Here is a 14,357-nt window from a genome sequence, read left to right as displayed (position 1 = left end):
CAGCAACTAGAAGGAGGCTAACCATCAACCTTTGGTATAACCACAGGCAGAAGGGCGAGATTAATGAAGCGCTGACTGTCCGATCTGCTCACCATTACATAGTCAAGGCGAACGGCTGGATCGACATTCGATTTTGCAACCTTGAACAAGGGGTGATTCTGGATAGTATTATCCGCTTTCGCGATGATACTGGAAGCCTCACCTGACCTAATGAACAGAATCAGAGCAGCCTTAGTATCTTGCCAAACGAGATATCCTAGCAGTTGATCGATCGCTTCAGCGAAACCCTTGGGGCCCGACCAAAACTTGCATTCCCCAATAAACGCATTGCGATCCTTCCACGGGAGCAGAATGTCGGTCTTACCGTTGCCATTAAAGACCTCACCCCGAACCGCACCTTCCCAATGACTATTTAGGATGAATAGTATGAGATCACGAATCTCTACTTCTTTAAATTTGGACGCTGTATGTGGCAGACGCTCCATAGCCCGCGCAAGGCTCCCGATGGTCCGAGTAACATCTTCATAAACCTCGTTGGCAAGCGACGGCTCCGGGCTCATAGAGTGACCGGCCCGCCCTCCGCGTTGGAAGCGAATCTTCTTCCTCGTTACAGGAATATCTATTCGGCGATTGTCATCGACGGGAGCGAGAGGAATATCGAGACCGGCAGATAGGGATGCCGCGCTGTCCAGTCGCTCCTTGCGCTGCGCGACAGCAGTTTCGATCGACACTCGCAGTTGCGGAATCCAAGCTTCAAGTTGCACATTGGCCCAGCTCGTCTGGCGCTCCAATTCATGCCTCATCTGTGCAATGTGACCACGCACCGCTTCAGGCGTGAGCTCAGCCCCTCGAACGCTAAATACGACCGCATCCTCACGCACCGCTGCTTCCAATGTACCGCTTGAGTACGTGTCAGCCTGGCGCCTCAGCAACTCTGGATCTCCAGAAATCGGAACGACGATGGACAGCGTATGTATTGGTGTCGTGTATCGCTCTCCCCACCGCTCGATCACTTCAAAGTCTTCCCGAGGCTCGGTTCGCGTAATGCCGTCCCAATCGAATCTGACCGCGGCTACCTGGTACTCCTCGAACAGTCGATCGGCCACGACTCCGGGAACGAAGCGGATCTCATCAGGGAGCGCCTTGACAACTTCGCCCACGGCAAGGCCCTGGCGGGTATGCAGGTACTCCGCCAGCCGACCACTGCTAAAGAGGTGTCCGTCTCTCACGCCATCAGTGTGCAGGAAGCGTCCGACAGTCCGCTTCGGCCCTGCGCGTTGGCGGCCCTGAACCACCACGGCGCCGACCAGTCGGCATCGCGGCATCAAGCCTCCTCGGCTGCCGCGTGACGTTCTCGAACTGTCGGTGGCGTGTGCTCTACTCGTGCCATGGCTGCCCAACCGCGAGAGGGGCAACACCTCCCTCGGGCCGATGAGGCCGACTCTGTCGACGTTCTATGCGAACTTCTTCACCAACTGCCCCGTGTGAAGTCGATTCAACTCGTGCGCGTACCCCGAGCCGGCAAGATGCAGTCCAGGCTGCGCGACCCCGAGGACTTCGCTGAGCTCCTGGATCACACCATGCGGCTCCGCGAGGAACTATCGGCACCGTTCTGGGACTCGCTGATGCTCGCTTGTGAACGGTCTAGCGGGGGTTTGCCTGCCGAGGTAGCGACCGCAGCAACCTTTCACCAGGATCCCGCTGTCTCGGACGATGATCGTCATGTCGTTAACAGCGCGCTGCCAGCGTGGCTTCGTGGCAAGGTCGAGAAGGCAGTCGATGACGAGCGAATCCTGGCAGTCTCCTCGCGAGTACTACTCACTGACGGAGAGAGCGCACATATTCCGATGCTTGATTTCGCAGCACGGGTCCAGAACGAAGGATCCGAGGCATCAATATTGGCGGTCTGTTCAACGCTTCCGTTCGATGCCAAAGTCCTCATGTCAGGGAGGTCCTTCCACTACTATGGGAAGGCGCTGCTCAGCGGTCGTGAGCATCAGGAGTTCCTCGGACGATCCCTACTGTTCGCACCTATAGTTGATCATCGCTGGATTGCCCATCAACTCATGATGGGATACACAGCCCTACGGATATCGGCTGGGCGTGACGGCCTCCTTCCACGCTATATCGGCGAGCATAAACGGGAAGCCTGACAAATTGTCATTCTCAGTATTTAGTCGCCTCGGCAACCCTTCGGGACCAGAACTGCTCAGATTCGCGACTAAAGTCCGGGTTAACCCGACGGCCGATGACGAGACTTCCAGCGACATCAAGTCCAGCACTGCGCAAGGCGGCCGCTGCGGAGTGTAGCGTCGCGCCGGTTGTGTAAACATCATCGATCAATAGCACGCGAGTCGGAGATCGCCGTGATCCAGATTCCGCCAGAAAAGCGTCCCGACTCATAATCCGGTGCCCTATATCACCCGGCCCACGGCGAAGAAGCGCATCTACTCGATACGGCAGGGAAGCTGCGGCAAAGGCATTGTCAACGAGCCTCACCAAAGGATGCTCCTCCTGGCGCCATGACGACGGAACAGTGCACACTGAATCCCATTCGCCAAATCTCTCAATCATATCTGAGAGATTTCGCTCAAGATGCTTTGCGAGCATTGCGGTTAGAAGAAGAGCATACATCTCACGATGGCCGTCGACGCCGGGTTTGTATTTCTTTAAGAGATCTCGGAGCAGAGATGGCCGGCGATAGAGGGTGACAGGTCGCTGCTTTGTCTGGAGCGAACCAAAATACTTGACTATCTCATCACAGTTGAAGCAGTACTCATACTCAGGTAGCTTCCACGTCCAACACCCTGGACAAACGTCGTCACTCGCAATGGAATCTGGATAGACGGTATCTTTGTCAAGCATCTCGGCGAAGCGTTCGAGGTGGCCCGTTAACATGGCAGGTCAGCATTCATAAAATCATTCTTGACATCTTCGAACGACTCAAAGAATCGAGCAGATCCGGAATCAACGATTAGCTCAGCCCACCTGGCCTTATGAAACGCGGGTAGCCAAAAATAGACGGGGCGCCCTTGTCGGATTGAGGCGTCCAACTCACTCCTGGTCCCACTTCGCTCGGAGGCCTCCATAATTAGACTTGCCACCGAAAGCCCACTGATCACCGCGTTACGCGCGGGGAAAGTGCTTCTCGTCGGCGGTGAACCTGGCCTGAACTGCGATACAAGCGCTCCAGCCCGCACAATCGCGTCCGCAAGTGGATGATCTCCGTCGAGCCGTGGATCTGCATCTATCCCAGCACCAATGACAGCGATCGTTCGCCCATCGCACTCTATGGCCGTCCGATGAGCATGGGAGTCGACTCCTGATGCAAGTCCGGATACCACAGTCACCCTAGCTCTGACGGCTTCTTCCGCGACGGCGATGGTTGCCTTTATCGCAGCTTTCGATGCCATCCGACTTCCGACGATTGCTACTGCACGACGGTCGCCGCTCAGGATCTCACCGCGCTCAAATAGAAACGGTGGCCGGTCATAGGATCGGCGCAAACATTCAGGGTAGTCAGGATCGGTGACGAGGACCATTCGAGCATCGGTTTGAGTCGCGGCTAAGCGCTTCAACTGCTCGACCCAGAAGGATACGCGTCCTTCATCGATGTTCCTCTGCAACCAGAAGAGGAGGTGGTCCTCGCGACTAGCTCTTGGAGTCTGCTGACTCGTGATCAGCCCGGCTGGGCCGTCGCGGCTTTCCAACAACTCAGAGAGGTCTCGACCCTCCGCGGGCATGACCTCCGAGGCGGCTAGCACCGTAGCTTCGAGCAACGCTCTGAACTGGCTCTCCATGGCTTAACGATAGTTGCTGCCGCCGACAGTCCCAGCTAGACGAATGCGGCGGCAGCCGTCAGACGGTCTAGAGCGGCGAGAGCGACATTGATATCGCTATGAGCGAGGAGCTTCCAGTCAGCTTCGGCCGCAGGCTGAGACTCGACCAGTTGCAAGGCCGCGACTGGATCCGTTCCCACGTACAGAGCTTGGGCAGAGCCTCCAGTAAAGGGCAACGGCACCATCGGTACCCGCAAGCGCATTGCAAGCTGGCCCTCTTCGAATGTCCTAGGGCCTCCACCTATCAGGATGCACACTCGACACTCATCCAATACCTCAGCACGAAGTGGGTCTTGCTCAAGGTTCGTGTGGATCATAACTCCGCTACGCTGCTGTAACTGAAGTGTCTCTTCGCCTTCTTTCGCTCGAAAATAGAATGCGATGTCCTCGGCCTTGTATTGCTGCGAGGATCGCCTGATGTTCGCAAAACCAAACGAGACGTCAAGTGCCGGCTGACCAGCCAACGATGCTAGTCGTAACGGATGCGCCGCAAGCTGTGCTCCGATCCGAAATCCGAGATCCGTGTTGTAGCCTTCGAACCGCTCGCTTCCGGAAATGAAAACGGTAGGCTGCCTCGTCCGCCGAACCAGACGAGCGAGAATATCTTCGATTTCCTCATATTCATCAATCTCGCAAACCGCAACACCAGAATTCTCAAGATCGGCGACCCGGAGTTGATGCTCCTTCAGATCGGCCTCGCCTGATGGCCGCCGGAGGACAGTAAAGTGTTCTGGCCCGCTCTCCGGAAGGCGCCTGGCGAGTCGGAGAAGAATTTCGACATTAGGATCAGAGAAGCTGAATCCGAGGAACAGGAACGAGCGAGTTAGGTACGCGGCCCGCAATGCACTCCACATCCGAGGGTGCTTGTCCTCGTAACTTTCATAATCACTTCGCCCAATAACAGGCTTGGCTCGCCATTGCAGCGGATCGCCCCCAAGACTTCCGTGCATCTTAACTAGGCGACGCTCCCCAGGGACCTTGAAATGCTTGTCCTCTTCAACGACAATCAGGGGGGCAGTATGACTTTCGATCAGATCATCGTAGTTCGTGGTCCATAGATCTTTGATTGGGAGTCGCGCCATTGCCGCGTGGCCGTTTGACGGCTTCGGCTCGACTGCACCAAGGGACTTCAGAATATGTGCATTTAGCGCATCTCGCCCTCCCGGCTCCTGCTGGATGTAATATTCAGCGGCAAGCGGTAGGTCCTTTATACTTTCAGGTATCTGCGCACTATTACGCGGCTCTCGCAGGAGCTCGTTCCAGTCAGGATACCCAGCACTCCTGGAGAGGCCTGCGCCAATAAACAGAGATGCATTGCCAGCCAAGGCGAGGCTGCCATAGGAGTCGACAAGCTCTCGCTTCGTGATTGGCACCCTCTGATGGTAGGAGTCGATCGATTACACATGAAGGGTGCACGGCCTTGGCTTACCGATCTGTGATTCCGCGGAGCCGAAGCTCAGCTGGTTGACTACAGAATGCATCCATGTGGCCACTAAGCGTCAGGTTTGCTGTGATGCTTAAGGCACTCGGCAGGATCGACAGGCACCCGCCCGCGACTTGATCAAATTGGGAGATCGAGCGAGAGGCTGTCTTTCCACACACGATCGAAACTCATTAGGTATCGATCAAACATTTCACCTCCGCACGCTCGATGCAGGTGATAAACAGGCGCTTGCGATGCCGATACTCCATACAGGTGCTGATTGACTAGCATCTCGTCATCAACCCGGTAGATCGAGTTATACAGCACTGATCGATGCAACCGGAAGGAAATTCCCTCGACGTTGAAAAGTGGCTGATAGAGAGCGATCGCGTTACGGATCTTTGCAGCCATGGCGTCTCCTATTGACTCCTCGACTCCACGCTTAGCAACACTTTCACTTTCTGGATCGCCCAGTGCTACACGGACAACAGCGCCGGCCCTCGCCCGATGACCGAGGACCTGCAGAATCTCTGCATTTTCAGCCAAGAACAGTCCACTGTAGACGAGAATATCTATACATTCGCGACCCGAACTGAAGAGAGTTCGCCATCCCTCCAACGTTATTGATGCGCGTCGCGGGTAGACGGCCGAAATCTCTACGGGCCGAGACTTGGCCGCGCGAACGGCGCGGAGCTCCGGCCACAGGTCGGGTTCGTCTGTAGCTAGAAGTTGGGATAGCTCCCAGCGGTGGCGGGCGTAAGGAAGCCGGCCTTCTAGCCAGCGTCGGACGGTCTTGGGATCGACGTCCAGGCGGGCAGCAATGTCTTGCTCTGAGAGGTGAGCGTTGAAGAGGGCTTGGCGGAGGGACTGATTCATGGTGCGCTCCAACAGAAACGTCGATTGACGCTAAGACGTCCCTAGTCGTCCTTCTCAGGCTAACACGAGACGTCCCAAGTCGTCCCTTGAGGAGGTACCGCCGTCCAGCGGTGTTCCGCGAATCTCTTGGTCATGATCGAGACGCGTTCGGTGGTGTCGCCGGCTTGCGAGACGTGCGCTATTCGCCGGGAGATTCGGATGATCCTGGAGTCCCGGTGGTCGGCGGAGGACAAGGTTCGGGCCGTGGCTGTTGCTCTGCGGGCGGAGCCGTTGCCGAATGCGACATGTAGCGATCGGATCTGGCCTGAGCTTGGCTCGGCTTGGGAACGGCATGACGATCCGGAGATCTCGTGAAGGCCAGGGTCGTGGTCAAGCACCCGCCGCTGTTCGAGGTCGACTGGACGATTCTGGCGAAGGGCGATCGAGTCGAGCACTTTGACTACGGCGTTGGCACGGTCGACTACTCGGGACCGCTGTTCATTGGCATCACGTGGGATCACCCGGAGGGCGTCAGCGTCCGCCCCCATCACTCTCTTATCGCTGCGTTCCTCTCGCGGCTAACTCCTGAGGACAGAGCTGAGCCTGAAGCCTCGTCCGCATCCCTGTAGTTACAGGTCGGTTCGCAGCCGCAGAGGCTGCGGCCCTGAGCAGGTCAGGGCGCCGGGTGAGCCTCTCCTCCATGCCCCGGCGCCCTGACCGTTCCACGGACTACATCTCGATCGGGCCGGCGTTTACGTCTTTGTTTTGAAGGTGCCTCTCGTACCAGTGCCATGCGAACTCCTTGCTTGGCGGTCTGAGGAGATGGATGTATGCCGCGTAGGCGACGAGGTCGGCCATCTGGACCCACTGCGAGCGGCGGGAATCCTGGAACAGCGGGTCTTCGATGACATGCCGGTGGTTCAGTTGCAAGGCTCGGTGTGGACGGTAGTAGGAGCTGTCTGAGCCGTCGCCGTCCATGAAGATCAGGCCGAAGTCGCCGGCCTTTCTGAGTCGTTCGTCGATGCGGTCGACCATGGCGCGGTACAGGTCCTCGGCGGCGCTCGCGTGTTCGTGGCCCTTGCCGGTGCCTCGCCGGTAGACGGTGCCGACTCGTAGCCCGGGCGAAGACGAGATTGCGGTGAGCGCCTGTTCTGCGGCTAGGCCGCGGAGGTGTTTCGCGCGGTTCCAAGCGGGGTCTAGCGAGGGGTTGCCTCGGCCGCCGATGAACTTGCTGGCGTGGAGTTCGTAGTCCGCCGGGATCTGGTGCTCGCGGTAGAGGCGTCGGCGGAGTTCTAGCCAGTCGCGGAGACCGTCGCGCCATGCGGCGGCCGTGCACTCGATCCACGAGTACACGGCCCAGCCGGTTTGTTCGGAGCCCGAGTCATCGACGTAGAAGAGTCGGACTGTGGGTGGAGTCATTCGACTCCCGGCCCGCGCGGCGTGCAGGAGAACGCGCTCATGCTGGGCCGCCGTCCGGCGTGGTGATGAGGCCGGAGAGATACGTCTGTACTCGTTGGGCTCGGGGTTGGCCTACGCGTAGGCGCAGGCGGATTGCTCGGACGGTGGGTAGGCGGCCGGCTGAGACGTCGGCGGCGAAGGCGTCGGCAGCTTGTACTTCGAGTGGATCGGTTTCGGGTACGTACTCGGGGGTGGGTACGGGGTCGGGTACACGGGCGTTGCTTCGGACGATGGTCATGAGGAGTTCGTAGGAGCCGACTAGGGCGACGGCCGGCCAGGCGGCGACGATGGCGCCTACTGGGCCGCGGCCTAGGCCGTGAGTGGCGTTGGCCGCGAGGGTGGCTGTGATGCCTAGGGCTAGGAGCCAGCGGGCTAGGTGGGGAGCTGGGGCGCCTTGTCGGGCGGCGTGTAGTAGGACCATCGAGCTTGCGTAGATGAGGCCGTCGACGGTTAGGGGTACTAGGCGGGCGGTCCAGCCGCCTTCGCCGTACGCCGTGACGAGGGCATAGGCGTGGTTGTAGGAGACGATCGCGGCGATGATCGCGACGCCGACGACTGCGGCGGCGGTCGACCACTTGATGGCCTCGATCTGGCGTGTGGGGCTCTTGCGTTGGTTCATCAGGATGGAACCTCCTTGCGTGTCTGCCCGCCGCGGGTTAGGCGGCGGGCTTGGTCACAAGTGGTCACAACCTGGGTGGACGAGGCCGGATTTTGAGGTCCAGATCTGGACTTCTACCGGCCTCGTCACGCCTGAAACGGACTCCGGAGGACTGCTGGGACTCCTGGCATTGCTCTACGGATCAGAAGGTTGGGGGTTCGAATCCCTCCGAGCGCGCAGTTTCAGAAGCCCAGGATCAGCCCGCTGACCTGGGCTTCTGCCTTTGTACGACGCCCCCGCAGCCAGCTACGCGCGCTCCTACGTCGCGTGCTACGCCCGGCTGCCCCACCCACCCTCCGACGCGGCTACCGCCGCTTCCCACCCCGCGACTACCGCCGCGAACCAGCGGGCTACCGCCCGCCCCCGGCCGACCACCGTGGATCTGAAGAGCGACCGCGGTCACACGGCCGGGGCGACCGGCGCTCGTGACGATCACTCGCTTGGCCTGCGCGACCACCTTCACTCACGACCAACCACGACCTGGACGTCATGTGGCCGGTCTTAGGGTTCGCTGTGTGGCAGGTCTCGCGAGACGTGCCCGTATCTCAAGTTGGACCCGAGCGTGAGGAGAGAGTACGAGGATTCTCCAGTGGCTTGCCGGTCATCCAGCGGACCCGATTGCGGCTTTGGATACCGAGCTTGCGCTGCTGCCGCCTTCTCCCGACTGGGTTGCGCGACTCGATGCCCTAGCCATGCCCACCACTCACCCGCTGTGATCCGACAACAGCCATCGCCTCGTGTCCTCCGTCAATTGATGCGCGACACTCGTCCGTCAGGTGATTTGCGACGGCGCAAAAGCACGGATCGCGGCATGTGCGTGCGGATGCTGCCGGCGTGGCTTGGCAGGCGTTGTGCGTAGCTCCGTAGAGGCGTCGCTATAGTCCGCTGGCACTCGATTCATTTGCTGGGCGACGTGGCCCGCCACCTGAGAGGCTGTGACCGTGACATCGGGCCTGGATCTGTTGCTGGACGCGAGGGCGATGCCGGACGCCGACGTAGTTCGGGCCTTCGGGCATCTCGGTTCGAGCAACGCCGATCAAGTGGACCGCGCCGCACTGGTCGCCGCACTGCTGTCGAGCTTTACTCCAGATGACGCGCCCTTGATCCGTGAGCTGACCCGCCAAGAGATCGCCGCGGTCGGTGATGCGGACGAAGGCTGCGGCGACGTGCTGCTGGCGTGTTGCTGGCTGCTGTTCATGATCGGCCACGTCGAGGACGCCGTACTGGTCTGGCGCGCGAAGAACACGAACTTCGATGCGCGCTGCTACATCGACTCGGTCTTTCTGATCCCGCAGGGGGCCGCCGCGACGGCTGAGTTCGCCCGTTCCCGGGACCTCATAGATCTGGCCGACTGGGTTGAAGGCGAGTGGTTGGGCGACATGGAGGACTCCACGCGAGAGTGGCGGTCCGGATCGTTCTTCGAACGGGTGCCGCCCGCTGCAGCGTCCGTGGAGGACCTGGCGGCATGGATGCGCCAGTGACGACGCCAGCCCGGCAGGTGCGCGCGGTGTTCGACGCCGTTCGATCATCGTCTACCAGGCGTATGGCCACGAGATCGCCGACGCCGCCCTAGCCGCCGGCACGTTCGTCGCGCCGTTCAGCATGAACCGGATGACGTGGATCAAGCCGTCGTTCCTGTGGATGATGTACCGCTGTGGCTGGGCCTCGAAAGCGGGTCAGGCACGCGGGCTGGCAATTTGGATGAGCCGGACCGGGTTCGAGGAGGCGTTGGGTGAGTCGTGCCTGAGCCACTTCGCCCCCACGATCTACCCGGACCAGGACACCTGACACCCTCGCGGAACGCAGCTCGGCGACCGCATAGGAGTGCTACGCCGCTGCCGCACCCAAGCACTGACATCGGCAGATCCGTGCGCTGGCCCGCCCCAGGTGCTGGCCAGGCTTCTAGCCTGTTGACTGTGGGCGTGGACATGAATGCAGAGCAGACCACGAAGCGCGAACTGCTTGAGTGGCTCGATGGGCAGCGGGCGCATGTTGTGGAACAGGTCATGGCGATGCCGGCCGAGGCTCGCCGCCGCTCTCAGGTGCCCTCGGGCTGGACACCCCGAGGGGTCATCAGGCACCTGACACTGGACGTCGAGCGTGTGTGGTTTCGAGCAGTCATGGCTGGTGAGCAGGTAGATCTTCCTCAGGGGTACGACGGCTGGACCGCGCCCGACCTCCAAAGCGACGAGGAGCTTCTCGAGCAGTACGCCGATGAGTGCAGGTTGGCCAGGGCGGCTGTTGCCGAGTTGCCGCTGGACGCGGAGCCGGTCTGGTGGTTCGAGGACAGCGGCGACCCGCCGTACTCCTCCCTGCGAGAGGTGTTGTTGCACGTGATCGTCGAGACGGCCACTCATGCCGGACACCTTGACATCTGTCGTGAGCTGGTCGACGGCGGACAGCACCTCGTCCTCGACGAGCCGACGAGCTGACGAAACTCATGCCACGATCCGGCCCTTTTGGCTGGCGCAGATCACCTGGCAGATGACTGCCGCGCATCACCCGACGATTTGGCTCCGTCCCCTGGCCGCTCGATCGGCAGGCCACCTACCGCGCTGACCTGGCGGCTATCAGGGGGGCCGGGGCAACTGTGGTGTCGAACTGTCAGGCGTGTCGTTGGCTTCTGACCGGTTGGGTTCTTGAGGTCGTGGTTGACCGCAACCGGTCAGGCCTCAGCCGACGAAGGCGATTGCGTTGCCGTCTGGGTCGCGCACTATGAAGTCGGTGCCGCCCCACGCTTGTTTGGTCAGCTTCTGGACGATCTCGGCGTCGGCGGCCAGATATTCCGCGTATAGCTCGCGTACGTTCGGCGCATCGATGAACGCCATGATGAGCTCTTGTCGTTTCGCGGCACCGAACGCGAACACCGGTTCGTATACGAGCTTCAGGTGCAAGGTTGCGCCGGCGCGCGACACCGATCCGTAGAACGGCGGATTGCCGTGCAGGAAGTCGATGCGGAAGCCCGAGCTCGTCCCGGCAGAACGTGGCCGCGGCATTGACGTCGGCGACGTACAGGACCGGTTTGGCGCTCGCGACTGCCGCGTCCGGAGTCTCCGGGCCCTCGCTGGTGGGTGGGGCCGCTTCCGCGCTTGCCTTGAGTTCGGCCCAGCTGGCGCAGCCGGCTTCGAGGGCGATGATCTCTTGGGCTTCGGTCAGGGGAAACTTCAACGCGAGTGCTTCGCGGTCGGACAGCGTGCGGTAGCGCTCGAGCTGTCGGATGCGACCGCCGATTGAGAAGTTCTGGCGCGGTGCCAGCGAACGAGTAGCTTCGCTTGCTTCTTGTAGGTTTCGAGCTTGGGCATGGCGCTCCCTCTTCGGTCTTGAAGTAGGTGGGCCTTGCCCTTTCGGCTGCTGCCGTTGCGCCCTACGACTGGGGTTGAACCCGCGCCTGCGACATCGCGATTACCACAGCGAATTGCGCTCCTGGCGGTTCAATTGACACGCTCGACCGCATGTCGGCGCGCTCTTCCGACGAAATGGGGCGGTCGTCCTCGGACAGGGCATCCGCCATCTGTTCGAGCGCGAGGCCCAGTTCGTTTGCGTCGATGAACTCGGTGATCCAGACCTGGTCCTGGCGTGGCAGTCGGTCGTCCAGCCGGATGAGGAGCCCATGGAGACGCCCAGCGATGTCCTCGTAGTAGCCGGTATCCATGTACGTCATGCTCGCACCTCGGCGCCGCCAACGCAGTGCACACAGGCTGCGGAGGTTCACTCTTCGCCGGAGAAGCGTTCCCAGGCGGATTGGCGGCTCATGCCTAGGGTTTCGCCGATTCTTGCCCAGGTCACCGAGCGGGAGCGGAGGTGCTGGACTCGTTCCTGTACGGCGTTCTCCAGCTGGCCGCGGGATAGGTGGAGCCGCGCTACGTCGGCCAGTAGTTCCTCGTCGGTCTTGCCGTCCAATGGGGGGAATGGCTGTGTGGGCTGGTCTTTCAGGATTTGCTCGCAGAGGCCGACGCACTCGTCGCAGATGAAGACTGCGGGGCCGGCGATGAGCCGGTTCACCTCGGTCTTGTCCTTTCCGCAGAACGAGCAACGCAAGATTGTGTCCGGCATGGTGCCCCCAGTTCTGTCAGGGTTTCCCTGACACATTTGTCAGGCTGAGCCTGACACGATTGGGATGTCAACCGCTGGACGCGACCGGGCGGGAGTGCTCAACTGATCGGGTGCGATTCAACGTGATCACTCGGGCGTCACCTGAGCAGGTACTGCGGGCTTTGACCGACTTCACGGATCGGCGTGTCCAGATCTGGAGCCGGACGCTGGACCCGAAGACGTTCGAGGTGCGCGGGCTCGGTGACTCGTGGGCGGTGGCTCGGGAGAGCACGCCTGGTTCGCCGTTCTGGGTTGTCGCTCGGTACGACTGGTCCGATCCCACTGTCGTTCGGTGGACGGAGGAAGAGAGCAGCTACGGAGGCAACGGCTCGGGTTCGGTGCGGATCGCACCGGGCGATGGCGGCGGCAGTCGGCTTGAGGTCGAATGGAGCTCCAACGACCCCCGCCGTACCCGGGACAAGATCATGTTGTTCCTGCTCCACCACGGCCCGATGAACCACGTGATCTCACGCCTGTGGGCAAGCGCGTTGAACCGCTACGCGGAATCCCACTCGAAGTAGTCGGGCTCTGGGTCGACCGTGAAGCGTACGGCGTTGATCGTCGTCATGCCGCTGAGCCAGGCCTTGGAGATTCTGTGCCCGCCGTCCATCAGGCGGCCGTCGGACGACAGGATGACTGGGTAGCTGAGGTCGGCATTCTGGATGAGGCCGGCGTGGCGAGCGACCATTCGGCAGGTGACCGGCGCGCCTCCGAACCAGCAGTCCTCGTCGAACGCTTCGATGGCGTCGATCGGTACTGCCTCAACGGGGAGGTCCGCCGACAACTCCCAAAGACGCTCGGTCAGATAGAAGGCTCTGCCACCAGATACACGGCGTGAGTGTTTTTCAGGCATCGCACCATCATCATCGGTTGAGCCTCAGGTCGCGCGGCCTTTTATGGCGTTGAGGGCTTTGAGGAGTTCTTCGAGCATGGTTCCGGTGAAGTGGCCGGCGTCGTTTACGACGACTAGGTGGCTGGTGGGCCAGGCTTTGTGGAGTTGCCAGGCTGTGTCGAGGGGGCCGGAGACGTCGTGGCGGCCGTGGATGAGGGTGGCGGGGAGGTGGGTGATTCGGTGGAGGTTGGCCAGTACTTCGTTGTCGGCGAGGAAGCAGCCGTGGGCGAAGTAGTGGGTTACTAGGCGGGCGAATACTTGTTGCCAGGTTGGGTTTTCGTGGATGAGTTGCGGGGTGTGGTCGGGGGCTAGGGAGACGTGGTTGTCCTCCCATTCGCACCAACGGAGGGCTGCTTCGGTGCGGAGGGATTCGTCTGGGCTGGCTAGGAGGCGGGCGTATGCCGCGCTGAGGTCGCCGGCGCGGTCGGCTTCGGGGATGAGGTCGACGAAGCGGTCCCACTCGCGGGGGAACACTCGGCCCATGTCGCGGGTGATCCACCGGGTTTCGCGTAGGCGGCCAGATGTCACGGCGGCGAGGACCAGGCCGAGGACTCGTTCGGGATATCGCTCGGCGTAGACGAGGCCAAGGGTCACACCCCACGAGACGCCGGCCACGATCCATTGGTCGATGCCGAGGTGGATGCGCAATTGCTCGAGGTCGCGGATCAGGTGGTCGGTGGTGTTGGTTGTCAGGTCGGCCTGGTGGTCGCTCGCCAGTGGTCGGCTGCGGCCGCAGCCGCGTTGGTCGACGATGACCACCCTGTACTGCGCAGGATCGAAGTACCGGCGCGTCCCAGCAGACGCCGGCGCTCCGGGTCCACCGTGCAGCCACACGAGCGGGGTCCCGTCGGGCGAACCGACCGTCTCCCAATAGACGGAGTGCCCGTCGCCGACATCGAGGTGGCCGGACTCGGTGGGCTCGATCGGCGCGTAGAGGTCCATGCCGGCCATCTTCTCCGAGGAAGCGGGTGGCTGGGGCGGACCTGCGCCACTGTCTAACCTGCTGCTGAGCCGGGTGGGCGGGTCGTGCTGAGCGTGAACCAGGCGGGCTGCGCGGAGTTGGTGAGTGGGGGCGGTCCGCCCTGTCCGGGTGAGCGGGGCGGTCCGCCTCGTCCTCGTGGGTGCGGCGGTCCGCCACGT

At 61.3% G+C, this 14,357-nt stretch carries 17 protein-coding genes; 6 read left to right on the top strand and 11 right to left on the bottom strand.

The window, feature by feature from the left end:
- Positions 1-17: 17 nt before the first annotated feature.
- Positions 18-1,229: a hypothetical protein gene (locus ABD231_RS34265; protein WP_344161600.1), complete on the bottom strand. Its 1,212-nt coding sequence runs from the start codon at positions 1,227-1,229 to the stop codon at positions 18-20.
- A gap of 297 nt (positions 1,230-1,526) precedes the next feature.
- Between ABD231_RS34265 and ABD231_RS34260 the strand changes: the two genes are divergently transcribed.
- Complete coding sequence (locus ABD231_RS34260; RefSeq protein WP_344161597.1) at positions 1,527-2,153, top strand: primase 1D-like protein; 627 nt, start codon at positions 1,527-1,529, stop codon at positions 2,151-2,153.
- Positions 2,154-2,891: 738 nt separating this feature from the next.
- Here ABD231_RS34260 and ABD231_RS34255 read toward each other — a convergent pair.
- The 3 genes from ABD231_RS34255 to ABD231_RS34245 all read right to left on the bottom strand — a co-directional run bounded on the left by ABD231_RS34255 (position 2,892) and on the right by ABD231_RS34245 (position 6,138).
- Positions 2,892-3,800, bottom strand: a complete 909-nt coding sequence (locus ABD231_RS34255; RefSeq protein WP_344161594.1) for a DNA-processing protein DprA — start codon at positions 3,798-3,800, stop codon at positions 2,892-2,894.
- A gap of 35 nt (positions 3,801-3,835) precedes the next feature.
- Complete coding sequence (locus ABD231_RS34250) at positions 3,836-5,212, bottom strand: SIR2 family protein (protein WP_344161591.1); 1,377 nt, start codon at positions 5,210-5,212, stop codon at positions 3,836-3,838.
- 188 nt (positions 5,213-5,400) lie between these two features.
- A complete protein-coding gene (locus ABD231_RS34245) occupies positions 5,401-6,138 on the bottom strand; it encodes an XRE family transcriptional regulator (protein ID WP_344161588.1) in 738 nt (245 codons plus the stop codon).
- A 350-nt stretch (positions 6,139-6,488) separates the two neighbouring features.
- Between ABD231_RS34245 and ABD231_RS34240 the strand changes: the two genes are divergently transcribed.
- The gene (locus ABD231_RS34240) at positions 6,489-6,746 is read left to right on the top strand and encodes a CAP-Gly domain-containing protein (RefSeq protein WP_344161585.1); all 258 of its coding nucleotides are present in this window, start codon (positions 6,489-6,491) and stop codon (positions 6,744-6,746) included.
- A 100-nt stretch (positions 6,747-6,846) separates the two neighbouring features.
- On the opposite strand, the gene ABD231_RS34235 is transcribed toward ABD231_RS34240, so the two are convergent.
- Together ABD231_RS34235 and ABD231_RS34230 are read right to left on the bottom strand one after the other, a co-directional pair.
- Positions 6,847-7,536, bottom strand: a complete 690-nt coding sequence (locus tag ABD231_RS34235; protein WP_344161582.1) for a DUF3800 domain-containing protein — start codon at positions 7,534-7,536, stop codon at positions 6,847-6,849.
- A 37-nt stretch (positions 7,537-7,573) separates the two neighbouring features.
- Complete coding sequence (locus ABD231_RS34230) at positions 7,574-8,194, bottom strand: DUF2637 domain-containing protein (RefSeq protein ID WP_344161579.1); 621 nt, start codon at positions 8,192-8,194, stop codon at positions 7,574-7,576.
- Between the two features lie 980 nt (positions 8,195-9,174).
- Here ABD231_RS34230 and ABD231_RS34225 point away from each other — a divergent pair.
- The 3 genes from ABD231_RS34225 to ABD231_RS34215 all read left to right on the top strand — a co-directional run bounded on the left by ABD231_RS34225 (position 9,175) and on the right by ABD231_RS34215 (position 10,665).
- The gene (locus tag ABD231_RS34225; protein WP_344161576.1) at positions 9,175-9,714 is read left to right on the top strand and encodes a hypothetical protein; all 540 of its coding nucleotides are present in this window, start codon (positions 9,175-9,177) and stop codon (positions 9,712-9,714) included.
- A complete protein-coding gene (locus ABD231_RS34220; RefSeq protein ID WP_344161720.1) occupies positions 9,671-10,021 on the top strand; it encodes a DUF4291 family protein in 351 nt (116 codons plus the stop codon). The genes ABD231_RS34225 and ABD231_RS34220 overlap by 44 nt, the downstream gene beginning before the upstream one ends.
- Positions 10,022-10,161: 140 nt before the next feature.
- On the top strand, positions 10,162-10,665 hold the full coding sequence (locus ABD231_RS34215) for a DinB family protein (RefSeq protein WP_344161716.1): 504 nt from the start codon (positions 10,162-10,164) through the stop codon (positions 10,663-10,665).
- A 240-nt stretch (positions 10,666-10,905) separates the two neighbouring features.
- On the opposite strand, the gene ABD231_RS34210 is transcribed toward ABD231_RS34215, so the two are convergent.
- The 3 genes from ABD231_RS34210 to ABD231_RS42265 all read right to left on the bottom strand — a co-directional run bounded on the left by ABD231_RS34210 (position 10,906) and on the right by ABD231_RS42265 (position 12,286).
- The gene (locus ABD231_RS34210; RefSeq protein ID WP_344161574.1) at positions 10,906-11,229 is read right to left on the bottom strand and encodes a VOC family protein; all 324 of its coding nucleotides are present in this window, start codon (positions 11,227-11,229) and stop codon (positions 10,906-10,908) included.
- A 368-nt stretch (positions 11,230-11,597) separates the two neighbouring features.
- A complete protein-coding gene (locus tag ABD231_RS34205) occupies positions 11,598-11,894 on the bottom strand; it encodes a MafI family immunity protein (RefSeq protein WP_344161572.1) in 297 nt (98 codons plus the stop codon).
- 47 nt (positions 11,895-11,941) lie between these two features.
- A complete protein-coding gene (locus ABD231_RS42265) occupies positions 11,942-12,286 on the bottom strand; it encodes a ClpX C4-type zinc finger protein (RefSeq protein WP_425554234.1) in 345 nt (114 codons plus the stop codon).
- A gap of 110 nt (positions 12,287-12,396) precedes the next feature.
- Here ABD231_RS42265 and ABD231_RS34195 point away from each other — a divergent pair, with 110 nt between their 5' ends.
- Positions 12,397-12,846 (top strand): SRPBCC family protein, encoded by a 450-nt coding sequence (locus ABD231_RS34195; protein WP_344161569.1) that lies wholly within the window; start codon positions 12,397-12,399, stop codon positions 12,844-12,846.
- Here ABD231_RS34195 and ABD231_RS34190 read toward each other — a convergent pair.
- Both ABD231_RS34190 and pip read right to left on the bottom strand, forming a co-directional pair.
- On the bottom strand, positions 12,822-13,178 hold the full coding sequence (locus ABD231_RS34190) for a hypothetical protein (protein ID WP_344161566.1): 357 nt from the start codon (positions 13,176-13,178) through the stop codon (positions 12,822-12,824). The genes ABD231_RS34195 and ABD231_RS34190 overlap by 25 nt on opposite strands.
- Positions 13,179-13,202: 24 nt before the next feature.
- Positions 13,203-14,159: a prolyl aminopeptidase gene (pip, locus tag ABD231_RS34185; RefSeq protein ID WP_344161563.1), complete on the bottom strand. Its 957-nt coding sequence runs from the start codon at positions 14,157-14,159 to the stop codon at positions 13,203-13,205.
- Between the last annotated feature and the right edge of the window lie 198 nt (positions 14,160-14,357).

It is taken from the genome of Kribbella yunnanensis (assembly GCF_039529655.1).
In the GTDB taxonomy this organism is placed as follows: Bacteria; Actinomycetota; Actinomycetes; order Propionibacteriales; family Kribbellaceae; genus Kribbella; species Kribbella yunnanensis.
The sequence above is the reverse complement of the archived record's forward strand: the minus strand, read 5'-3'. Positions and strand labels throughout refer to the sequence as shown.